Raw genomic sequence first — 22458 nt, 5'->3', positions numbered from 1 at the left:
GCCCGTGCGCCCACGGCTGACGCGCAGAGCGTGGCATCGACGCAGCCGCTCAGTGACCCGAACGACGGGCGATCTGCGCGATTCACCCGAACGCCGAGCCGGGCGACCGCCCGTCGACTACCGCTGCGTCAGCGGGCCACCCGGAACTGGGCCGTCATGGGGCACTCGAACGGGTCGCGCGCTCCCAGGCCCACCCGGTTGAGGTACTGCACCACGGTCCGGTAGGAGCGGACGGCGCTCGTCTCCGTGTAGTGGATGCCGTGCGACCGGCAGAACTCCCGCACCAGCGGCTGCACCTTGCGCAGGTGCGGCCGCGGCATGCTCGGGAACAGGTGGTGCTCGATCTGGTAGTTCAGCCCACCCATCGCGATGTCGGTGATGCGACCGCCGCGGATGTTGCGGCTCATCAGCACCTGGCGGCGCAGGAAGTCGATCCTCGCGTCGCGCGGCACGATCGGCATGCCCTTGTGGTTGGGCGCGAACACCATGCCCATGTACAGGCCGAAGAGCCCCAGCTGTACGGCCAGGAAGGCGACCGCCATCCCGAACGGCAGCAACCAGAAGACGAGCCCGAGGTACCCGCCGAGCCGCGCCGTGATGAAGGCGATCTCCACCGGCCGCCGCTTCACGGGCGCGCGGCCGAAGATCGTCTTGACGCCGGACAGGTGCAGGTTGAGGCCTTCCAGGAGCAGCAGCGGGAAGAAGAACCACCCCTGGTGCTCGCGGAACCAGCGGCGCAGCCCGGTGCGGACGGGGCGCGGGCCGTCCTCGTTGTGGAAGGCGAGCACGTCCATCTCGATGTCCGGGTCGGCGCCGACCTGGTTCGGCTTCGCGTGGTGCCGCGAGTGCTTGTGCTGCCACCAGCCGTAGCTCATGCCGGCGTAGAGGTTGGCGATGACCAGGCTGCCCCAGTCGTTCCACTTGCCCGAGGCGAAGATCTGCCGGTGTGCGGCGTCGTGGCCGAGGAACATCACCTGCCCGAGCAGCACCGCCAGCGCGGCCGCGATCGCCAGCTGCCACCACGAGTGGCCGATCAGCACGAACGCCGCGACGGTGCCGAGCAGCGCGAAGGTCAGCACCGCGAACTGCGTCCAGTACCAGCCCAGGCGACGGCGCATCAGGCCGGACTCCTGGACGGACTTGGCCAGCGCGGTGAACTCGCTCAGCTGCCGTTCGCGGTTGGTGGTCGCGGGCGGTGCGGCGGTCGCGATGATCTGGGTGTCCATGGAGTCCCCTCCGGATCGACGGGAGGCAACCCCCACAGAATGTTGGGCCTAAGGTCCCGAATCTTCCTAGGGTACCCCGGCACCCTGGGGAACTGCTGGGCGAGAGCCGCGGTCGGCGCGGCCCCGCCGGCGCGGCGTCACACGGTGCGGCCTGCTGTGGTGGGCAGCACGGTGAGCACCGCGGCGAGCCGGTCCCGCACCTCGTCGGCCACGGGCTGCAGGGCTGCGTTGCCGGTGAGCTGGACCATCGCCTGCGGCTCCATGGCCTCGACCCGCGTCGTGCCGTCCGCGACCGCCGTCACGGTCAGCGAGCACGGCAGCAGCAGGCCGACGTGCTCCTCGACCTGCAGCGCGCGGTGCGCGAACGAGGGGTTGCACGCACCCAGCAGCAGCTGCCGCGGCACGTCGACGTCGAGCTTCGCCTTGAGCGTGCCGGACAGGTCCACCTCGGTGAGGATGCCGAACCCCTGGGCGGCCAGCGCCTCGCGCAGCGCGGCGACGGTGCGGTCGAAGTCGAGGTCGACGGTGGTGGAGAGGGCGAAGCTCATGGCGGTCCTCCTGGGCGACGTGGACGAGAGTCCAGTATACCCCCAGGGGTATTTTGTCGCCGACAGCCCTACTCCGACGAGCCGGGCCCCAGAGCGGTGCCGCTTCTCAGGCAGACGGATGTCGTCGCTCGGTGGTCTGCTGGCGCATGACCCGAACCCCTCACGAGGAGTCCCGATGCCGGCACCGAACCTGTTCCTCGTCTACGTGCGCGACGCCGCGGCCGCCACGGCCTTCTACCGCGACCTGTTCGACGTCGAGCCGGTGTTCACCAGCCCGCGGTACGTGGCCTTCCCCGTGGCCCCCGGCGTCCTCTTCGCGGTGTGGACGGGACGCAGCGAGAACGCGACGCCCGCCACCCCGCGGACGTCGGAGCTCGGCCTGATGGTGCCCGGCTCGGCGGCCGCAGTCGACGAGCTCTTCGCCCGGTGGACCGCGAAGGGCGCCGCCGTGGTGGAGGAGCCGCACGACGACGTGTTCGGCCGCACCTTCGTCGTGGCCGACCCCGACGGGAACCTCATCCGCGTCTCGCCCGTCGACTGAGCCGGCGCAGCGGCGCGCGTCCGGCGCGGCGCGGCGCCGACGGTCCGGCGCTCAGCCACGGGCACCGGACGGTGAAAGCGAACGGCGGTGCGCACCGGGAGCCGCTGTTCCCCCGGTGCGCACCGCCGCCGCGTTGCGCTCGGCTACAGAGTGCCTGCGCGCCGCTTGTTGACCAGGTCGAAGGCGACGGCGGCCAGGAGCACCAGGCCCTTGATCGCCATCTGCCAGGCGGAGTTCACCGCCATGATCGACAGGCCCATGTTGAGCACGCCCATGATCAGCGCACCGACGATGGCCCCGGAGATGCGCCCGATCCCGCCGGTCACCGCCGCCCCGCCGATGAAGCAGGCCGCGATCGCGTCGAGCTCGTACCCGTTGCCCGCCGACGCGACCGCGGCGCCCGCACGCGAGGAGTTGACGATCGCCGCGATACCGGTCAGCGCGCCGATGTTCACGAAGATCGAGAAGTCCACCGCCCGCGTGTTGACGCCGGACAGGATCGCCGCGGGCCGGTTGCCGCCGATCGCGTAGATGCGCCGCCCGAACACGGTGTTGCCCATGACGAACGAGTACGCGATCACCAGCAGCCCGATGATCACCAGCACGATGGGCGTGCCGCCGGAGCTGAGCGACAGCACCACGGTCAGAGCGCCGATGGCGACCGCCACCAGGAGGTTCTTGGCCACGAATGCCATGCCGGACTCCACGTGCAGCCCGTGCTTGCGCTTGGCCATCCGCGACCGCACCTGCGTGAGCACCACCGCCGCGACGCCGATGGCGCCGATCGCCAGCGTGACCGCGTCGAGGTTGCCGGCGAACCCGAGCCAGTTGGGCACGAAGCCGTTGGAGATCTTGATGTAGCCGTTCGGCAGCCCCGCGACGGTCTCGCCCACCATGACGATGGCCAGGCCTCGGAACAGCAGCATCCCCGCCAGCGTGACGATGAAGGCGGGTATGCCGACGTAGGCGACCCAGAACCCCTGCCAGGCGCCGGCGAGGGCGCCCACCAGGATGCCGACGAGCACCGCGACCAGCCAGGGCAGGTGCAGGTCCCGCATGGAGAGCGCCACCACGCCACCGATGAACGCCACCATCGAGCCGACCGACAGGTCGATGTGCCCGGCGACGATCACCATCAGCATGCCGATGGCCAGGATGATCACGTACGCGTTCTGCTGGAACAGGCTCGCGACGTTGTTGGCCAACAGCAGCTTGCCGTGCGTGAGGACCTGGAACAGCAGCAGGAGGACGACGAGCGCGCCGAAGATCCCGTACTGCCGGACGCTGCTGCCCAGTGCCGAGCCCCGGGTCGCCTCACCCTCGACCGCGCCCGTCAGGGGCGTCGTTTGCGTGCTCATCGCGTGATCCCGTTCTTGTCCATGGTCATGAGGTGCATGAGGTGCTCCTGGGTCGCGTCCGCCCTGGCGACCTCGCCGGTGACGCTGCCCTGACTGAGCGTGTAGATGCGGTCGCAGACGCCGATGAGCTCGGGCAGCTCGGAGGAGATGAGGATGACGGCCTTCCCCTCGTCCGCCAGCCGGTTCACGATCGTGTAGATCTCGAACTTGGCGCCGATGTCGATGCCGCGGGTGGGCTCGTCCAGGATCAGCACGTCCGGGTCGGCGAAGATCCACTTGCTCAGGACGACCTTCTGCTGGTTGCCACCCGAGAGCTTGCCGACCAGGGCCGCCACGGTGGGCGACTTGACGGCCAGCTCCTTGCGGAACCGCTCCGCCGTGGCGAGCTCCACGTTCTTGTCGACGACGCCCCAGCGGGCGACCTTGCCCAGCGCCGACGCGCTCACGTTGTGCTGGATGGTGTCGATGAGGTTGAGGCCGTACCGCTTGCGGTCCTCGGTGGCGTACGCGATGCCGGCCCGGATGGCGGCCGGCACCGTGGAGGTGTCCACCTCCGCGCCGTTCTTGTAGACCCGACCCGAGATGCCGGCGCCGTACCGGCGGCCGAACACGCTCATCGCGAGCTCGGTCCGGCCGGCACCCATCAGCCCGGCGAGCCCGACGATCTCGCCGCGCCGCACGTTCACCGACGCGTTGCGCACCACGACGCGCTGCCGGTCGATCGGGTGGTGGACCGTCCAGTCCTCGATGCGGAGCACCTCCTCGCCGATCGTCGGCGTGTGCTCCGGGAACCGGTGGTCGAGCGCGCGGCCGACCATGCCCCGGATCAGGCGGTCCTGGGTCACCGGCTCCGCACCGTGCATGTCGAGCGTCTCGATGGTGCGCCCGTCCCGGATCACCGTCGTGGAGTCCGCGATCGCCTCGAGCTCGTTGAGCTTGTGGCTGATGATGATCGAGGTGATGCCGTCGTCCCGCAGGCCGCGGATCAGGTCGAGCAGGTGGTCGCTGTCCTCGTCGTTCAGCGCGGCCGTCGGCTCGTCGAGGATGAGGAGCTTGACCTCCTTGGACAGCGCCTTGGCGATCTCCACCAGCTGCTGCTTGCCCACGCCGATGTCGGTGACGCGGGTGTCCGGGGGCTCGGTGAGCCCGACGCGCCGCAGGAGCCGGGCCGCCTCGGAGTTCGTCCTGTTCCAGTCCACGACGCCGCGCCGGCTGCGCTCGTTGCCGAGGAAGATGTTCTCGGCGAGCGACAGGTACGGGCTGAGCGCGAGCTCCTGGTGGATGATGACGATGCCCTTGCGCTCGGAGTCGCGGATGCCGCGGAACTCCACCGGCTCGCCGTCGAAGACGATCTCGCCCTCGTAGCTGCCGTGCGGGTAGACCCCTGACAGGACCTTCATCAGGGTCGACTTGCCCGCACCGTTCTCGCCGCAGATCGCGTGCACCTCGCCGCGGGTGACCGCGAGGTTGACGTCGTTCAGCGCGATGACACCCGGGAAGCGCTTGGTGATGCCGCGCATCTCGAGGATGGTGCTCTGCTCCATGAGTTCCTCACTCCGGTAGGGCTGCCGGGACGGACGGGCGCCGCCGGCCCGCGTGCTGCGGACCGGCGGCGCGCGACGTCACAGACCGAGGTCGGAGGCGGAGTAGAACCCGGAGTCCACCAGCGACTTCTTCACCGTGTCCTTGGTGACCACCTGCGGCGCGAGCAGGTAGGTCGGGACGACCTTCTTGCCGTTGTCGTACGTCTTGGTGTCGTTGACGTCAACGGTCTGGCCCTTGACCACCTGGTCGACCATCTTGGCGACCTCGTCACCGAGCGCCCGGGTGTCCTTCCAGACCGTCATGGACTGCTTGCCCTGGAGCATGTTCAGGACGTTCGCCTTGTCGGCGTCCTGGCCGGTCAGCACGGGCCAGTCGGAACCCGGCTTGTAGCCGGCCGCGTCGAGGGCCTGGGCGATGCCCAGCGCGAGGGAGTCGTTCGGGGACAGGACGACCTGGATCTTCTTGCCGCCCGCGTAGAACGAGTTGATGCGGTTCTGCATCTCGGACTGAGCCGTCTCGGACTTCCACTCCTGGATGCCGATCGAGGTCCAGTCGGCGTCCGTCTTCGGGGCCTTGCCGGAGGGCACGACGAGCTTGCCGGACTGGACGTAGGGGTTCAGCACGTCCCAGGCGCCGGAGAAGAAGAACTTGGCGTTGTTGTCGTCGGGCGAACCGGCGAAGGGCTCGAGGTTGAACGGACCCTTGCCGTCCTTCAGACCGAGGGCCGTCTCGATGAACTGGCCCTGCAGCTGACCGACCTTGTAGTTGTCGAACGTGGCGTAGTAGTCGACGTTCGGGGACTCGTTGATCAGGCGGTCGTACGCGATCACCTTCGCGCCCTTGTCCGCAGCCTGCTGCAGCACCGGGCCGAGCGCCTTGCCGTCGATGGAGGCGATGACCAGGACCTTGGCGCCCTGGTTGATCATGTTCTGCAGCTGCGTGACCTGCTGGTCCACCTTGTTGTCGGCGTACTGCAGGCTGGTCTGGTAGCCGGCCTTCTTCAGCAGGTCCTCCAGGTGGGCACCGTCACGGTTCCACCGCTCGAGGCTCTTGGTCGGCATCGCGATGCCGACCAGGGTGCCCGCCGCGTTCGCCGAGGTGGCGCCCCCGGCGGGAGTGTTGTTGCTGCGGGTGCTGCTGCATCCCGCGACCGAGGCGAGCGCGAGAGCCGCACCCATCACGACCGCGACCAGCTTGGTCCGTGTCAACGTCATCGTCGTCCTGACCTCTCACAACACCGACCGGACCCCCCGGTCGGGTGCACGGCGCCGCTCCGTCGCGGGCCGCCGTCGTGGGGGCTCGGCGGCGCGTGCCGACCGGAACCCCTTTTTGTTGTCGGGCAGAACTAAACCATCGTCGGACAGGGTCGGACAACGCTTCGACGGCTCGCCAAGGTCACAATGCGGCAACGGTGGCCGCGACGGGGTCAGGCGACCCAGGCCTCGGCGTCGTCCACGACGCTCCGCAGGACGGTCAGCGCGCCGCCTGCCATCGCGGGCAGCTCCCCGGCGCGGGCGCGCGTCACGGCCGGTGTGGACCAGGGGGCGAAGATCACCATCTGCTGCAGGCAGTCCTCGACCTGGCCGTGCAGGTGGTCGAACAGCTGACCGAAGCTGCCGCCCAGCACCACCTCGCCGATGTCGAGGATGTTCGCCGCCGCCGCGAGCGCGGTGCCGAGCATCCGACCGGCGTCCCGGACCGCCGCCAACGGTTGGGCCTCGCCACGCTCGGCAGCAGCCGCGAGATCGGCGATCGTCGCTCCGACCGGCATGCCGGCCGCCCGCAGCATCAGCGCCTGGCCGGCGAGCGCCTCGAGGCCACCCCGCTCCGCACCGAGCGCGGGTTCGACCACCACGTGCCCGATCTCACCGCTCCACCCGTGCCGGCCCGCGAAGATCTCGCCCTCGAGGACGATCGCGCCACCGATGCCGAGCTCGCCGGAGACGTAGAAGAACGACGGCGCCACCCGGCCCCGACGTGCCCACGCCTCGGCCCGGGCGGCCAGGTTCGCCTCGTTCGCCAGGCTGGGCGGGAAGGCGGCCAGCACCGGGTGCCGGGACATCAGCCGGACGACGTCCACGTCGCGCCAGCCCAGGTTGGGCGCGTACCGCAACGGACCGGTGACCCGGTTGACCAGGCCGGGCAGCGCCAGCGCCGTCCCCGCGACGCGCAGCCCCGCCTCCTGCAGGTCCAGGATCACCCTTCCTGCCAGGTCGGCGAGGCGGCCCAGGGCGACCTCCGGGTCGCTGCCGCGCAGGTCCTCGTCGACCACCTGCTCGAACAGGACACGCCCGGCGAGGTCCACCGCGCGCAGGCCGTAGTAGTCGACGTTCACCTCCATGCCGAGGCCGGCCACCGTGCCGAGGGCACCGGCCAGCGGCACCGCCGGCCGGCCGGCACGACCGACCAGCACCGGATCGAGCTCGCGGACCAGCCCGGCGGAGAGGAGCTGGTCCGCGATGCCGGAGACGGTGCCGCGGGACAGCCCGAGCGAGGCGGCGATCTGGGCGCGGGAGACGGGCTCACGGGCCTGCAGCACGGCGCCGAGCACGGCCGACAGCGGGGAGAGGCGCGCCGGGCGCGCGGCGCCGCGGCTGGCGGGGGCGTCCCCGTCGACGCCGTCGGGCTGCATGGCGCACACCCTAGCGGCGGGCGCGCTCACGCCCGCCGGCGCGCTCAGCGGCCGCGGAGCTCGACCCGGCGGATCTTGCCCGAGATCGTCTTGGGCAGGACGTCGACGAACTCGACGACGCGGGGGTACTTGTACGGCGCCGTGCGGGACTTCACGAACTGCTGGATCTCGTGCGCCAGGTCGGTGGACGCCGTGTACGGCTCCGCCAGGACGATGGTCGCCTTGATCACCACGCCGCGGATCTCGTCCGGGACGCCCGTGATGGCGCACTCCCGGACGGCGGGGTGGTCGTGCACGATCGACTCGACCTCGAACGGGCCGACGCGGTAGCCCGAGGTCTTGATCATGTCGTCGGTGCGGCCGACGTACCAGAGGTAGCCGTCGGCGTCCGCCGTCGCCAGGTCGTGCGTGTGGTAGTACCCGTCGTGCCAGGCGGTGTCGGTGATCACGTCGTCGTCGGCGTAGCCCAGGAACAGGCCGAGCGGGCGGGCGTCGCGGTCGGCCCGGACGCAGATCTCGCCCTCCTCCCCCGGTGCCGCGACGGTGCCGTCCTCGCGGAGCAGCACCACGTCGTAGGCCGGCGACGGGGTGCCCATCGAGCCCGGGCGGGCCGGCTGCCAGTAGGCGGTGAACGCCGCGAGCGTCATCTCCGTCTGGCCGTAGCCCTCCTTGAGCTCCAGGCCGGTCAGGCCCCGGAACTTCTCGGCCACCACCGGGTTCATCGCCTCGCCGGCGGTGGTCGCGTGCCGCAGGTTCGACAGGTCGTAGCCGGACAGGTCCTCGGCGACCAGGAACCGGTAGATGGTCGGCGGGGCGCAGAACGTGGTCACCTGCGCGTCGTGCAGGTGCTGGAGCATCTTCCTGGGGTCGAACCGGTCGAAGTCGTAGACGTCGACCGCGGCCTCCATCAGCCACTGCCCGTAGAGCTTGCCCCACACCGACTTGGCCCAGCCGGTCTCGCTGACGGTCAGGTGCAGGCCGTCCGGGTCGACGTGCTGCCAGTACCTGGCCGTGGGGATGTGCGCGATCGGGTAGCTGTGGTCGTGCAGCACCATCTTGGGCTCGGCGGTGGTGCCGGAGGTGAAGTAGAGCAGCAGCGGGTCCTTCGCGATTGGGCGGTCGGTACCCGTCGGGGCGACGAACGGCGGTGCGGCGGCGACGCCGGCGTCGAAGTCGTCCCAGCCCTCGCGTGCCCCGTGGACCGCCGCCCGGATCAGGCCGATGCCCAGGTCGGCAGCGGCCTCGTCGACCGCCGCGGCGACGTCGCCCTCCTGGGTGCAGACGACCGCGCGGATCGCTGCCTTGCGCAGGCGGTAGAGCAGGTCGTGGGTCTTCAGCTGGTTGGTGGCCGGCACCGCCACCGCGCCGATCTTGTGCAGACCGACGATCGCCCACCAGAACTGGGGGTGGCGCTTGAGGATGAGCAGCACCCGGTCGCCCTTGCGGACCCCGGCCTGCTGGAAGTACGACGCTGCCTGGTCGGACAGCCGCGCGATGTCGGCGAACGTGTACTCAGCCACCGCGCCCGAGTCGTCGGTCCAGCGCAGAGCGCGCTTGTCCGGGCTGCGCCGCGCCAGCTCGTCGACGACGTCGTACCCGAAGCTGAAGTCCGGCGGGCAGGTCAGCGAGAAGGAGGTGGGATGGCCCTCGGCGCCCACGGTCTCGGAGAGGTAGCGCTGGTGCAGGGCAGGCATGTGACGGTCCTTGCGGGGTGACGAGGAGGGGTCACGACGAGCGTCCCGCGGGAGCGGCACGGCGTCGACCCCGCCAGCCGTGCCCGGCGACGCTACTCCCCCGTGCCGACCAGGACGTGGGCCGTCTCGCCCGCGCCGAGCGTGACCAGCGTGCGCACCGTCAGCTCGATGTAGCAGAACGAGCCGTCCGGATCGGCGGTGTGCCACCACGCCTCACCGGTCGCCGGGAGCCGCCGCCCGCCGAAGTCGCGGTGGGCGCGCAGCGGGGTGGACCACCCGCGGGGCACGAAGGTGCCGTCCGGGTTCGCCTCGAGACGGTCGTCCGAGACGAAGTCGACCAGGTCGCCGTCAGCGTCGAACAGCAGGTCGGCCTGCACCGTGTGGCTGCCGTGGGTGAACACGCCGCTGACCCGGTGCGGATCCCGCTGCCGCCAGACGACCGGCACGTCCAGCAGGGCGGCCGGGGCGAGCACGCACAGGTCGTTGAACAGGGTGACCGTCTCGGCGCGGTCGAGGTCCGGGCCGTGCCGGTTCACCAGCGGCAGCACCGAGCACAGCGCGACCTCCATCGCGGCGTGCCCGTCGGCGAAGGTGTGCAGCACGTCGACCGGGAGGCCGCGCATCACGGCGTCCATGCGGAAGTGGCGCTGCATCGACGCACCGACGGTGTCGACCTGCTCGACGGTGAAGGGCATCCACGGGTGCGTCGGACCCCCGCGGATGCGGCCGGTCAGCTGCGCCCGGACGGCACGGACGTGAGGCTGGCCAACGGCGCCCGAGCGGCGGAGGTACGTGGCCAGCGCCGGCGGCAGGGCGGCGAGGTCGTGCTCGGTGACGACGACGCCGGGGTGGACGCCGGGGCCGGGCCTCCTGTCACCGCCCGCGGCAGCCGGCGGTCCTGCCAGGGCCGATGCGGCCGCGCGGCGGAAGCGCTCGCGCCGGCTGCGGGGGCCCTCGGCAGCCCAGCCGTGCGCCACCGCGAGCAGCAGGAGCAGGTTGGCCGCCGTACCGAACGACGCCTCGGACCAGTCGGTGAGGACCGCCACCGGGGAGACGAGCAGCGCGGCGGCGCCCACCGTCCACCAGCGGCGTCGACCGGCGAGCAGCCCGACCGCGGCCGCCATGACGAGGGCGCCCGCGACCAGCCACAGCGCGCCGACCGCGGGTCCGGACACCCGATGCAGGCTCTCGACGCGCTGTCCGAGGAGGCCGGACGCAGCACCGAGCAGGTGCAGCGCGCCGTGCAGCAGGAGCGCGGTGCCGACGAGGCCGCGAACAGCCCGACCCAGCCACGGACGCGGCCGGACATCGGTGCGGCGCGCGGACGCGGTTGCGTGCGTCATCGGGCCACCTCCGTGCCGGCCAGGTGGTCGATGCACCGTCCGACCATCGAGGTCAGCGTCGCCAGCTCGGCGTCGTCCAGCACCGAGAACATGTCCCGCAGCAGACCGGCGTGCCGTTCCGCCACCGCCGGCTCGTCCAGCATCGCCACCCGAGGGAGCAGGGCGAGCCGGGTGGCCCGACCGTCCTGGGGGTCGGCGACGAGCTCGACGAGGCCCCGATCCGCCAGCTGGAGCGCGACCTGCTTCACGTTCTGCCGGGAGGTGCCATAGGCGGCGGCCGTCTCGGTCAGGGTCGGTGCCGCACCGGGGAATCCCTTCACCAGGACTGCGAGCAGGAGCCACTGCTTGCTGGTGAGGCCCAACGGCCGCAGTGCCTCGTCGGCGCGACGGGTGAGGTGCTGGCCGAGCACGAAGAGGCGTCCGAAGACCTCGGCCTCCTCGTCGGTCCGGGATGTCATGTACGTAAGGTATTACGCATGTTGCGATCCCGGGACGGACGTTGGTCCCTGCTCGCACGTGGACGGGCCGGTCGGCGGCGGGTTCCCTACGCTGGCGCCAGGCTCGGGGCGAGGAGGTCGGTGTCGGTGACGTCGCGTGAGCAGGGCCCGTCGACGGCGTTCGAGGCGGAGCCGGGCACCGACCCGGAGCACTGGTTCCTCTCCGCGGAGGACCGCGGCAACCCGGATACCGTGCTGGACAGCCGGCACGCCGACGGCCGCGCGTGGACCCTCGGCAACGAGGTGACTCCTCTGGTGCACGGCTCGGCGTACTTCGCGGCGCTGCTCGCCGCCGTCCAGGCGATGGGCGACGGGGACCTGCTGCTGTTCACCGACTGGCGCGGCGACCCGGACGAGCGGCTGGGCGGTCCCGGCACCGAGGTGGGACCGGTGTTCGCGGCCGCCGCCGCACGCGGCGTGGACGTGCGCGGGCTGGTGTGGCGGTCGCACTGGGACCGGTTCCGGTTCAGCGCGGCGCAGAACCGGCACCTCGGTGAGGAGATCGAGGCGGCCGGCGGGCAGTGCCTGCTGGACATGCGGGTGCGTCCGCTGGGGTCCCACCACCAGAAGCTGGTGGTGCTGCGGCACCGCGACCGGCCGCAGGACGACGTCGCCTTCATCGGCGGCATCGACCTGTGCCACAGCCGGCACGACGACGAGGCGCACCACGGCGACCCGCAGCCGGTGGAGATGGCGCCGGTGTACGGGCCGACCCCGCCGTGGCACGACGTGCAGCTGCAGGTCCAGGGTCCGGCCGTCGGCGACGCCGAGGCGGTGTTCCGCGAGCGCTGGCAGGACGCGACACCGCTGACGCTGAACCCGCTGCGCCGGCTCGAGGACCTGCTGCGCGGCACCCGCACCCGCGTGCGGCCGCTGCCCCCGCAGCACCCGGACCCGGAGCCCTGCGGCACTGCGGCCGTGCAGCTGCTGCGCACCTATCCCCCGCGGTTCCCGCCCTACCCGTTCGCCCGCCGCGGGGAGCGCTCGGTGGCCCGCGGCTACATCTCCGCGCTGGGACAGGCCCGTCGCCTGGTGTACCTCGAGGACCAGTACCTGTGGTCGGCGGACGTCGCGGCGGCGTTCGCCCGGGCGCTGCGGCGGTCGCCGGACCTGCGGCTGGTGGTGATCGTGCCCCTGCACGCCGACCAGGGCGGGCGCGACGCCGAGGTGCCCACCGAGCTGGGCCGGCTGCACGCGCTGCGGCTGCTGCGGCGGACCGGCGGCCGGCGGGTGGGGATCTACGGCGTGGAGAACGAGGCCGGGACGCCGATCTACGTGCACGCCAAGGTCTGCGTGGTGGACGACGCCTGGGCGTGCATCGGGTCGGACAACGCCAACCGGCGGTCGTGGACGCACGACAGCGAGCTCAGCGCCGCCTTCGTGGAGGGCACCACCACGGGCACCGCTCGCTCGCTGCGGGTGGAGCTCGCCGCGGAGCACCTGGGCGCGGCGGCACCCGACGACCTGGACGATCCGGTTGCCTGGTTCGAGGCGTATCGGCGGGCGGCCGGCGCCCTCGACGGCTGGTACGCGGGTGGACGACGAGGACCGCGACCGCCGGGACGCGTGCGCGCGTACCGGCCGGGGCACATCAGCGTGGTGGACCGGCTGTGGGCCGAGCCGTTCTACCGCTGGGTGTACGACCCGGACGGCCGGACGCCGGCGGACCGGGTCGACCGGCGGTTCTGACCTCCCACCGAGAGGCCTCAGCCGAGGTCGTTGCGGAACCGCCCGGTGACGTCGTCCACGGCCGCCCCCACGGTCGGGGCGAACCGGTCCGGGCCGAAGCGCCGGTCGAGCCCCAGCCGGTGCAGCCGGTCGCGGACCGGGTCCTTCATCTCGGCGATCACCAGCCGGATGCCGCGGGAGGCGAGGTGGTCGTCGAGCTCGACCAGCTCGTCCACCGCCGTGGCGTCGACGTCGGTGATCGGCTCGGCGGCGAGGATCACCGTGTGCACCTGGCCGGGCGCGCCGTCCACGACCGAGCGCACGTAGTCGTCGAAGATCCGCCCGTTGGCGAAGAACAGCGGAGCGTCGAACCGGACGATCACCAGCCCGGGGATCCGCTCGGCCGCGGGGTTGCGGCTGACGTCGTGGTAGCCGCGGACGCCCGGCACCAGCCCGAGCTCGGCGCGGTACGGCCGCCACGCCTGCTGCACGAAGGCGAGGAACGACAGCGCGACGGCGACGACGATGCCGCGCAGCACGCCGACCAGGACGATCCCGCCGAGGGCGGCCAGCGACAGGAGCCCCTCCACCGGGCTGGTCCGCAGCAGCCGCACGAAGCCCGGCACGTCCACCAGCCCGGCCGCGGCGACGATCACCACCGCGGCCAGCGTCGCCGACGGGAGGTAGCTCGTCACGCGCGGCGCGGCGAGCACGAACGCCGTGACCAGCAGCGCACCGACCACCCCGACCAGCTGCGTGCGGCCGCCGGCCTGCTCCGCGACGGCGCTGCGCGACGACGACGCCGACACGGGGAACCCCCCGGTGAGCCCGCTCGCCAGGTTGGCCACCCCGATCGCACCCATCTCGTGGCTGCCGTCCACCGAGTCGCCCCGCCGGGCGGCCAGCGTGCGGGACAGCACGCCGGTGTCGGCGAACGCGATCAGCGCGATGCCGAGCGCCGGCCCGGTCAGCGAGCCGACGTCGTGCCACGTGATGCCGGTGAGGGCCGGTGCGGGCAGGCCGGCCGGCAGCGCCCCGACCACCGGCAGCCGAGCGCGCCAGCCGAGGGCGGCCACCAGCGCCGTCGAGACGACGACGGCGACCAGCACGCCGGGGATCCGGCCGACCACCCGGCGGCCGGCGAGCAGCCGCAGGCCGAGGATCACCACGAGGGAACCGAGACCGAACGCGAGCGCCGTCGCCTCGGTGCGGCCGTCGGCTATCCCGTGGGCCGTCTCCGCCACCTGCTGCAGCGGCGAGTCCGTGCCGATGGAGAAGCCGAGCAGCTTGGGCAGCTGACCGACCACCACCACCAGCGCGATGCCGTTGAGGTAGCCGATGCGGATCGGTTTGGAGAGCAGGTCGGTCACCAGACCCAGCCGCAGCACGCCGCCGAGCACCAGCACGGCACCGACCAGGAGCGCGAGCGCGCCGCCCAGGGCCATCGACCGGCGGTCGTCGCCGAGCGCGAGCGGCACCACCGCTGCGGCGATGATCGGCGCGAGCGACGAGTCCGGACCGAGCACCAGGACGCGCGACGGACCGACCAGCGCGTACACCAGCAGGGGGACGACGGTCGCGTACAGCCCGGCCTGCGGTGGGAGCCCGGCGGCCTGCGCGTACCCCATGCCGGCCGGGATCAGCAGGGCGGTGACGGCGACGCCGGCGGTGAGGTCCTCGCGCAGCCACGCGCGCCGGTAGCCCCGCGCGACGCCCACCCCGGGCAGCAGGTGCACGAGCCGGTGGCCCATGCACCGACCCTAGTGAGCGGCCCGCCGCATCGGCCCTGGTGCGGTGCGTGCTCCGCGTGCCGCGGCTCGCCGCGGACGGAGGTGCGGATCGCGCCAGATGCCGCGAAGGTGTGCGGTGTGACAGCGGCCTCTGCGCTCGGCGCGACGACTGCCGTCGTCGTCCTCGCCCTGGTGCTCGGGTTCGCCGTCAGCCGCCCGCGCGGCCTTCCCGAGGCGGTGGCCGCGGTGCCGGCGGCGGTGCTGGTGCTGGTGGTCGGGCTGGTGCCCTGGCGTGCGGCGTGGGACGAGATCTCCGGGCTCGCGCCGACCGTCGGGTTCCTCGCGGCGATCCTGGCGCTGGCGGAGCAGGCCCGCGCGCACGGCGTGTTCACGTGGGCCGGTGAACGGATGGCGCGGGCGTCGAACGGCTCGGCGCCGCGGCTGCTCGGCGCCGTGTTCGTGGTGGCCGCGGCGACCACCGCGGTGCTGAGCCTGGACGCCACCGTGGTGCTGCTGACGCCCGTCGTGCTGGCCGCCGCCACCGCCATCCGCGCACGGCCGCGTCCCGGCGTCTACGCCTCCACCCACCTGGCGAACTCCGCCTCGACGCTGCTGCCGGTGTCGAACCTGACCAACCTGCTGGCCTTCGGTGCCGCCGGGCTGTCGTTCGCGGGATTCAGTGCGTTGATGGCGCTGCCGTGGGTGGTGACGGTGGTCGCGGAGTACGTCGTCTTCCGGATGTTCTTCCGCTCCGACCTGCGCACGCCCGTGCACGCGACGCCGGTCGAGGTGGGTCCGGCGCCGGTGTTCGCCCTGGTGGTGCTGGGCGCGGCGCTGGTCGGGTTCGCCGCCGCCGAGCCGATCGGCGTGCCGCCGGCGCTGGTCGCGGTGGTCGCCGTCGTCGTGCTGGCGGCGCGGAACCTGCGGCACACACCGGTTCCGACGGTGCGTCGGCTGGTGCACGCGGCCAACCCGGTGTTCCTGCTGTTCGTGCTGGCCCTCGGCGTGGTGGTGCTGGGCGTGCGGCTCGGGCCGCTCGGCAGCGGGCTGGCGCACCTGGTGCCGACGCGTGCCGACCTGCCGGGGCTGCTGCTGGCGGCCGGGCTCGCGGCGGTGGCGGCGAACGTGCTGAACAACCTGCCTGCGACGCTGGTGCTGGTGCCCGTGGTGGCGCACTCCCCGGCGCTGGTGCTGGCGACGTTGCTGGGCCTGAACATCGGCCCGAACCTGACCTACGTGGGGTCGCTGGCCACGCTGCTGTGGCGGCAAGTGCTGCACGGCCACGGCAAGGCGCCGTCCACGTCGGTGTTCGTGCGGCTGGGGCTGGCGACCGTGCCGGTGACGCTGGTGCTGGCGGTGGTGGCGCTGTGGGTGTCGGTGCGGATCGGAGGCGTGCGATGAGGGCGGTCGTCTGGCTGATGGAGGGCACCTGGGAGGCGTGCGTCGACGCGGCGGCGGGGCTCGGCCTCACCGACGTGCGCCTGGTGCACGTGCTCGACGAGGACACCGAGGCCGGGTGGGAGGGCGGCCCGCTGGGGCTGATGGGCCGCGGACGACGACGGCCCGACGACCGGCCCGGTGGCGGGCGTACCGGCAACCCGCTCGACGAGGCGGGGAGCGGGTTGCTCGCCGCGGCGGCGGCCCGGCTCGGCGGCCGGCCCGGCGGTGCGGGCGACCCCGGCGCAGGCCCGGAGGTGCTGCAGCTGCACGGTCGCACCGAGACGGCGGTGCTGGACGCCTGCGCCGGTGCGGACCTGCTGATCTGCGCCCGCGACGGGGTCCGCACCGAACGGGGTCCGCACAGCCTGAGCAAGGTGACCCGGTACGTGGTGGACCACGCGCCGTGCGCGGTACTGCTCGTCTGGCCGGAGGAGGTCCCGGCCGGCGTCGACCTGCCGCCGGCGCCGCGCACGTAGCACCAACCCGCGAGGTGAGCACCTCCGCACCGAGATGAGCACCTCAACGTGCTCACCTCAGTGCGATGTGCTCACCTCGGGGATGAGCCGGCGTCACGGGGCGGGATCGGGGACGGGCCGCCGGCCGACCGCGACGGACTCCAGCTCCTGGGCCTGGTCGACGACGGCGTCGACCACCGTTCCGTGGGCCGCGAGGTCGGGGGCGAGCAGACCGAGGACACGGGCCGCCGCGTCCCGCAGCGTGCCGCCGACCAGGGGCGACAGCTCCTCGAGCCGGGCGTCCGTCACCGCCGCACCGTGCCCGCGCAGGTGGCACACCCACGCGGCGAGCGGTCGGACGGCACCGACGGGCAGCCGGCCCGCGGCCAGCTCGAGGCGCAGCACGGGCAGCGTGCGGATGGGCAGCTTCTGGGAACCGTCGAACGCGATCTGGTCGAGCCGGTGCGCCATCCGCGGGTTGGCGAACCGGTCGGTCAGCGCCGTCCGGTAGGCGGCGACGTCGGCGGCGGGGAGGGTCAGGTGCGGGGAGGCGGCGTCCCACCACTCCTCGATCCACGCGCGGCACACCTCGTCGCGCATCGCGTCGGCGACGGTGACGTGCCCGCGGAGCGAGGCCGCATAGGCCAGCATCGAGTGGGCCCCGTTCAGCAGCCACAGCTTGCGCTGCTCGAACGGCGCCACGTCGGTGGTGAACGTCGCCCCGGCGTCCTGCCAGGCGGGACGGCCGGCGGCGAACCGGCCGCTGAGCACCCACTCGGTGAACGGTTCGGTGACCACGGGAGCCCGGTCCTGCACGCCGGTGCCGGCGGCCACGGCCGCCGCGTCCGCCGCGGTGGGCTCGGGCGTGATGCGGTCGACCATCGTCGTCGCGAACCCGACCGACTCCTCGATCCACGACCGCAGCGCGGGGTCCACCTGCTCGGCGAGGCCGAGCACCACGCGGGCGACCGCGGCACCGTTGTCCGGCAGGTTGTCGCACGGCACCACGGTCAGCGGTCCGGCGTCCGCCCGACGACGAGCCAGCAGCCCCGCGACCAGGCGCGCGGGCGCGGTGCGCACCAGCGAGGTCGGGTCGCGGCGGAGCGTCTCGAGGTCCGCGGCCAGCTCCGGCCGGCCGACGTCGGGATCGCCGGCGGCGTCACGCACGTATCCCGCCTCGGTGACCGTCGTCGTCACCACCTGCACCGTCGGGTCCGCGAGGTAGCCGAGCCAGGCGTCGTGCTCGTCCGCCGCATGTGCCCGCGCCACGGCAGGCACCACCTCGAACTCGTCGCGCTCCGGTCCGCGCGTCACCAGGGTGTACAGGCCGTCCTGCGCGGCCATGGCCCGCGCCAGGTCCGGCGACCGCCCCGTGAACGCCGCGATCCCCCACTCGCCACCGTCGCTCGCGTGCGCGGTGTACCAGGCCTGATGGGCGCGGAAGAAGTTGCCGAGCCCCAGGTGCACGTGCCGCACCGGCGGAGCCGGGGTGCTGCGGACGAGCTCGCTCACAGCTTGAACACCTCGCGCGCCCGGCCGGCGACCAGGTCGATCGCGGTGTCCATCGCCTCGTCCTCCTCGAGGCGGTGCTCCGCGACCAGCTGCGCCAGGAACCCGGCGTCCAGCCGCCGCGACATGTCGTGCCGCGCGGGGATCGAGCAGAACGCCCGGGTGTCGTCGATGAACCCGGCGGTGCGCGAGAAGCCGATCGTCTCGGTGATCGCGGACCGCCACCGGCGGATCGAGTCGGGGGCGTCGAGGAACCACCACGGCGCCCCGACGTACACCGCCGGGTAGAAGCCGGCGAGCGGCGCCAGCTCACGGGAGAACACCGTCTCGTCCAGCGTGAACAGCACGAGGTTGAGGTCGGGGTGCGTGCCGAACCGCTCGAGCAGGGGCCGCAGGGGCTCGGTGAAGTCGCCGCGCAGCGGGATGTCGTGGCCGGTGTCCGGGCCGAACCGCAGCTTGGACGGCGTGTGGTGGCCGCGCAGCACGCCGGTGTGGAGCGTCATGGTCAGGCCGTCGTCGCAGGCCATCCGGGCCATCTCCAGCAGCATGTGCCGGCGCAGCGCGACGGACTCGTCGGACGTCGCCGAGCCCGCGAGCGCCGCGGAGTAGATCCGCTCCGCCTCCGTCGGCTCCAGCGGGTACGTGCCGGCGTCGACGTGCGCGTGGTCGGCAGAGCGCGCGCCGTGCTCGACGAAGTACCGGCGGCGGGCCTCCATCGCGGTGACCCACCCGGCGTAGGTGGAGGTGTCGACGTCCGCCACCGACCCCAGCCGACGCACGGCGTCCGCCCAGCCGGGCTCGGCCGACTCCAGGTACCGGTCAGGCCGGAACGTGGGGATCACGCGGCCCCGGAACGTCGGGTCCGCGGCCAGCGCGTCGTGCACCGACAGGTCGTCGCAGGGGTCGTCCGTGGTGGCCAGCACGTCGAGCCGGAACCGGTCGAACAGGGCCCGCGGCCGGTACCCCGGCGTGGCCAGCCGCGAGGCGAGCTGGTCGTAGATCTCGTCGGCCGTCTCGGCGGAGGGGCGCACGGTCACGTCGAACAGCTCCGACAGCTCCGACTCCAGCCAGTACCGCACCGGCGTGCCGCGGAACACCGACCAGTGCGTGCACAGCAGCCGCCAGACGTTCCGCGCGGCGGCCTCGTCCAACGGTCCCTGGCCCACACCGAGGTCCTCGAGCGGGACGCCCGACGCGTGCAGCAGGCGCGTCACGTAGTGGTCCGGGGTGACGAAGAGCGCCGCAGGGTCGGCGAACGGCACGTCGTCGAGCAGCATCCGGGGGTCGACGTGGCCGTGCGGGGAGACGAGCGGGAGGTCGCGCACCGCCTCGTACAGCGTCCGGGCGAGGCCGCGGACGGACGGGTCGACGGGCAGCAGGCGGTCGGGGTGGACGACCAGGCCGGCGGTGGGGGTGGGCATCGGTGCGGCCTTTCGCACGGGAGGGCTGGTGGGGGGCTGCAGGGTGCCGACGACGGGCCGGCGACGACGTGACGGTCAGGTGACGGTGCCCAGCTGCCAGGGCACGAACTCCTCCTGCCCCAGGTCGAGGCCTTCGCTGACGGTCTCCTGCCCGGAGGCGACGGCGATGATCCGCTCGAAGATCTCGTCGCCCACCTGCTCCAGCGTGGCGGTGCCGTCGACGATCCGACCGCAGTTGACGTCCATGTCGTCGGACATGCGCTCGAACATCTCGGTGTTCGTGGCGAGCTTGATGGACGGCGCCGGACGGCAGCCGAACACGGACCCGCGGCCGGTGGTGAAGCAGACCACCGTGGCGCCGCCGGCGACGATGCCCGTGACGGAGACCGGGTCGTACCCCGGCGTGTCCATGAACACCAGCCCGCGGCTGGTGATCGGCTCGGCGTACTCGACCACCGCCGACAGGTCGGCCTGGCCGCCCTTCGCCACGGCGCCGAGCGACTTCTCGAGGATCGTCGTCAGGCCGCCCGCCTTGTTGCCCGGCGACGGGTTGTTGTCCAGCGTGCCGCCGCCGGCCGCCGCGTACCCCTGCCACCAGTCCAGCCGGTCGAGCAGCCTGCGCCCCACCTGCTCGGACACCGCGCGCCGGGTCAGCAGGTGCTCGGCGCCGAACACCTCGGGCGTCTCGGCGAGCACCGACGTGCCGCCGGCGGCGACCAGCAGGTCGGAGGCGCGCCCCAGCGCCGGGTTGGCGGTGATGCCGGAGTAGCCGTCCGAGCCGCCGCAGTTGAGCCCGAGCACCAGCTCGCTGATCGGGACGGGCTCCCGGCGGCGCTCCTCGAGCACCGGCAGCATCGCCATGATCTGCGCCACGCCCTCGCGCACCGTGGCCCGTACGCCGCCCGTGTCCTGGATGGTCAGCGTGTGCACCAGCGTGTCCGACGGCAGGTCGAGCCCGTCGACCAGCGACTGAACCGGCACCATCTCGCAGCCCAGGCCCAGCACCAGCACTCCGCCGACGTTGGGGTGCCGCGCGTACCCCCGCAGCGTGCGCACCAGGGCGTTCGCCCCCTCGCTGCCGGGCACCAGGCCGCAGCCGCTGCCGTGGGTCAGCGCGATCACGCCGTCGACGTGGGGGTAGGCCGCCAGCGCCGCGGGTCCGCGGACCTGGTCGGCGATCATCTTGGCCGTCGACGCCGAGCAGTTGACCGACGTGACGATCGCGACGTAGTTGCGGGTGCCCGCGCGGCCGTCGGCCCGGCGGTAGCCGTCGAACGTCCGACCCTCCGGCGGGGTGGGGAGCGTGGCGTGCACCGTGCCGAACTCGTGGGCGCGGACGGTGTCGTCCATGCCGAGGTTGTGGGTGTGCACGTGGTCGCCGGGCGCGATGTCGGCCGTCGCCCGGCCGATGGACTGCCCGTACTTGTGCACGACGCCGCCCGCCGGCACGGCGCGCAGCGCGAGCTTGTGACTGCGCGGCACGTCGCCGGGCAGCACCAGCGTGGTGTCCCCGACCGTGAGGCGGGTCCCCGCCGGCAGGTCGGCGGTGGCGATCGCGACGTCGTCGTCCGGACGCAGGACCAGGAGTCGATCCGCTGCCATGGCGTCTCCTCGTTGAAACACGATGCGCATGTTGTGCAACAGCGGCGAACGTAGCACCGGATCGACGGTTCGTGCCCATATTGGCCTCTGACCTGCTTCTTTAGTGCCGCGCCTTCGTGGAGGTCACGTTTCGGGCGTCACTAGCACGTCACCTCTTGACGTGGTGATGAACACGTTTGCATACTCGGCGCAGCCACACCCGTGGCGGGAGGCACCAACGGAGGTGAGCCTGTGGCGGTCAGCGCGCGGGACGTGGCCCGGGTGGCCGGGGTGTCCGTCTCCACCGTGTCGCGGGCCCTCTCGCGGCCGGACGACCTCGCCCCCGAGACGTTGGCGAAGGTGCTCGAGACGGCCCGCATGCTCGGCTACCGTCCGAACCCGGCCGCCCGGGGCCTGATCACGGGCCGCACCGGCACGATCGGGCTGATCGTCCCCGACCTGGAGAACCCGTTCTTCTCCTCGGTGACCAAGGGTGTGCAGGCCCGGGCCCGTGCGGCCGGCTACGGCGTGGTGATCGCCGACTCCGACGAGGACCCCTCGCAGGAGGCGGACCTGGTGCGGGAGATGTCCCGCACGGTCGACGGCGTGGTCATGTGCTCGCCGCGCTCCCCCGACGACGTGCTGGCCGCACTCGCCACCGAGACCACGCTGGTGCTGGTCAACCGGCGCTGCGGCTCCTTGCCCGCCGTGCTGATCGACAACCTCGAGGGCGTCCGGCTCGCCCTGGAGCACCTGCGGGCACTCGGCCACCGCACCATCGCCTACGTCGGCGGCCCGGCCGCGTCGTGGTCCAACCGGGCCCGGCTGACCGCGGCGCGCGCCATCGTCGCGGAGCACCCGGACACCGAGCTGGTGGACCTCGGCTCGTTCCAGCCCTACGTCTCCGGCGGGATCGCCGCCGGTGACCTGCTCATCGCGTCCGGTGCGAGCGCCGCGCTGGCGTACAACGACCTGGTCGCCTTCGGCCTGCTCGACCGGCTGAAGCAGCGCGGCGTGCAGGTGCCGGACGACATCTCGGTGGTCGGCGTCGACAACATCCCGATGTCCGCCCTGAGCTCGCCGGCGCTGACCAGCGTCGGCATCCCGCTGGTCAACTGCGGGCGCGCCGGAGCGGACGTGCTCGTCTCCCTGCTGCGGCACCCCGACCAGCCGCCCACCCACCACCACGACCTGTCGTTCCAGCTGGTCGTGCGTGACTCCACGGCTCCTCGCCGTAGCAGCGAGAGCCTGCGCGACACCGCCTGACTGC

The 22458-nt window shown here is 72.7% G+C and carries 18 protein-coding genes; 5 read left to right on the top strand and 13 right to left on the bottom strand.

Annotation, left to right across the window (positions count from 1 at the left end; translation table 11 throughout):
* Nucleotides 1-128: 128 nt before the first annotated feature.
* Nucleotides 129-1226 carry a fatty acid desaturase family protein gene (locus QMF98_RS03790; RefSeq protein WP_337974741.1) on the bottom strand — a complete coding sequence of 366 codons (1098 nt, stop codon included), beginning with the start codon at nucleotides 1224-1226 and terminating at the stop codon, nucleotides 129-131.
* A gap of 137 nt (nucleotides 1227-1363) precedes the next feature.
* A complete protein-coding gene (locus QMF98_RS03785; RefSeq protein ID WP_337974740.1) occupies nucleotides 1364-1774 on the bottom strand; it encodes a DUF302 domain-containing protein in 411 nt (136 codons plus the stop codon).
* A gap of 175 nt (nucleotides 1775-1949) precedes the next feature.
* Between QMF98_RS03785 and QMF98_RS03780 the strand changes: the two genes are divergently transcribed.
* The gene (locus QMF98_RS03780) at nucleotides 1950-2315 is read left to right on the top strand and encodes a VOC family protein (protein ID WP_337974739.1); all 366 of its coding nucleotides are present in this window, start codon (nucleotides 1950-1952) and stop codon (nucleotides 2313-2315) included.
* A 143-nt stretch (nucleotides 2316-2458) separates the two neighbouring features.
* Here the strand turns inward: QMF98_RS03780 and mmsB are convergent, their stop codons facing one another.
* The 7 genes from mmsB to QMF98_RS03745 form a co-directional block, all read right to left on the bottom strand.
* Complete coding sequence (gene mmsB / locus QMF98_RS03775) at nucleotides 2459-3673, bottom strand: multiple monosaccharide ABC transporter permease (RefSeq protein ID WP_337974738.1); 1215 nt, start codon at nucleotides 3671-3673, stop codon at nucleotides 2459-2461.
* A complete protein-coding gene (gene mmsA, locus QMF98_RS03770; RefSeq protein ID WP_337974737.1) occupies nucleotides 3670-5217 on the bottom strand; it encodes a multiple monosaccharide ABC transporter ATP-binding protein in 1548 nt (515 codons plus the stop codon). The genes mmsB and mmsA overlap by 4 nt, the downstream gene beginning before the upstream one ends.
* Nucleotides 5218-5295: 78 nt before the next feature.
* Nucleotides 5296-6432 (bottom strand): multiple monosaccharide ABC transporter substrate-binding protein, encoded by a 1137-nt coding sequence (gene chvE, locus QMF98_RS03765; protein WP_337974736.1) that lies wholly within the window; start codon nucleotides 6430-6432, stop codon nucleotides 5296-5298.
* 212 nt (nucleotides 6433-6644) lie between these two features.
* On the bottom strand, nucleotides 6645-7850 hold the full coding sequence (locus QMF98_RS03760) for an ROK family transcriptional regulator (protein ID WP_337974735.1): 1206 nt from the start codon (nucleotides 7848-7850) through the stop codon (nucleotides 6645-6647).
* Between the two features lie 44 nt (nucleotides 7851-7894).
* Nucleotides 7895-9544 (bottom strand): AMP-binding protein, encoded by a 1650-nt coding sequence (locus QMF98_RS03755; RefSeq protein ID WP_337974734.1) that lies wholly within the window; start codon nucleotides 9542-9544, stop codon nucleotides 7895-7897.
* A 92-nt stretch (nucleotides 9545-9636) separates the two neighbouring features.
* Nucleotides 9637-10887: a DUF6544 family protein gene (locus tag QMF98_RS03750; RefSeq protein WP_337974733.1), complete on the bottom strand. Its 1251-nt coding sequence runs from the start codon at nucleotides 10885-10887 to the stop codon at nucleotides 9637-9639.
* A complete protein-coding gene (locus QMF98_RS03745; protein WP_337974732.1) occupies nucleotides 10884-11345 on the bottom strand; it encodes a MarR family winged helix-turn-helix transcriptional regulator in 462 nt (153 codons plus the stop codon). The genes QMF98_RS03750 and QMF98_RS03745 overlap by 4 nt, the downstream gene beginning before the upstream one ends.
* A 126-nt stretch (nucleotides 11346-11471) precedes the next feature.
* Here QMF98_RS03745 and QMF98_RS03740 point away from each other — a divergent pair, with 126 nt between their 5' ends.
* Complete coding sequence (locus tag QMF98_RS03740) at nucleotides 11472-13073, top strand: phospholipase D-like domain-containing protein (protein WP_337974731.1); 1602 nt, start codon at nucleotides 11472-11474, stop codon at nucleotides 13071-13073.
* A 17-nt stretch (nucleotides 13074-13090) separates the two neighbouring features.
* On the opposite strand, the gene QMF98_RS03735 is transcribed toward QMF98_RS03740, so the two are convergent.
* Nucleotides 13091-14803, bottom strand: a complete 1713-nt coding sequence (locus tag QMF98_RS03735) for a SulP family inorganic anion transporter (RefSeq protein ID WP_337974730.1) — start codon at nucleotides 14801-14803, stop codon at nucleotides 13091-13093.
* Between the two features lie 117 nt (nucleotides 14804-14920).
* On the opposite strand from QMF98_RS03735, the gene QMF98_RS03730 reads away from it, so the two are divergent.
* Both QMF98_RS03730 and QMF98_RS03725 read left to right on the top strand, forming a co-directional pair.
* Nucleotides 14921-16183, top strand: a complete 1263-nt coding sequence (locus tag QMF98_RS03730; protein ID WP_337974729.1) for an ArsB/NhaD family transporter — start codon at nucleotides 14921-14923, stop codon at nucleotides 16181-16183.
* Nucleotides 16180-16698, top strand: coding sequence for an adenine nucleotide alpha hydrolase family protein (locus QMF98_RS03725; RefSeq protein WP_337974728.1), 519 nt, complete (start codon nucleotides 16180-16182; stop codon nucleotides 16696-16698). The genes QMF98_RS03730 and QMF98_RS03725 overlap by 4 nt, the downstream gene beginning before the upstream one ends.
* Nucleotides 16699-16791: 93 nt before the next feature.
* Here the strand turns inward: QMF98_RS03725 and QMF98_RS03720 are convergent, their stop codons facing one another.
* The 3 genes from QMF98_RS03720 to QMF98_RS03710 all read right to left on the bottom strand — a co-directional run bounded on the left by QMF98_RS03720 (nucleotide 16792) and on the right by QMF98_RS03710 (nucleotide 21209).
* The gene (locus QMF98_RS03720; RefSeq protein ID WP_337974727.1) at nucleotides 16792-18189 is read right to left on the bottom strand and encodes a mannitol dehydrogenase family protein; all 1398 of its coding nucleotides are present in this window, start codon (nucleotides 18187-18189) and stop codon (nucleotides 16792-16794) included.
* On the bottom strand, nucleotides 18186-19607 hold the full coding sequence (gene uxaC, locus QMF98_RS03715; protein WP_337974726.1) for a glucuronate isomerase: 1422 nt from the start codon (nucleotides 19605-19607) through the stop codon (nucleotides 18186-18188). Before uxaC ends, QMF98_RS03720 begins: the two co-directional genes overlap by 4 nt.
* A 75-nt stretch (nucleotides 19608-19682) precedes the next feature.
* Complete coding sequence (locus QMF98_RS03710) at nucleotides 19683-21209, bottom strand: UxaA family hydrolase (RefSeq protein ID WP_337974725.1); 1527 nt, start codon at nucleotides 21207-21209, stop codon at nucleotides 19683-19685.
* 231 nt (nucleotides 21210-21440) lie between these two features.
* On the opposite strand from QMF98_RS03710, the gene QMF98_RS03705 reads away from it, so the two are divergent.
* Nucleotides 21441-22454 carry a LacI family DNA-binding transcriptional regulator gene (locus QMF98_RS03705; protein ID WP_337974724.1) on the top strand — a complete coding sequence of 338 codons (1014 nt, stop codon included), beginning with the start codon at nucleotides 21441-21443 and terminating at the stop codon, nucleotides 22452-22454.
* The last annotated feature ends 4 nt before the right edge of the window (nucleotides 22455-22458 follow it).

The organism is Cellulomonas sp. NTE-D12 (assembly GCF_027923705.1).
Lineage (GTDB): Bacteria > Actinomycetota > Actinomycetes > Actinomycetales > Cellulomonadaceae > Cellulomonas.
The sequence above is the reverse complement of the archived record's forward strand: the minus strand, read 5'-3'. Positions and strand labels throughout refer to the sequence as shown.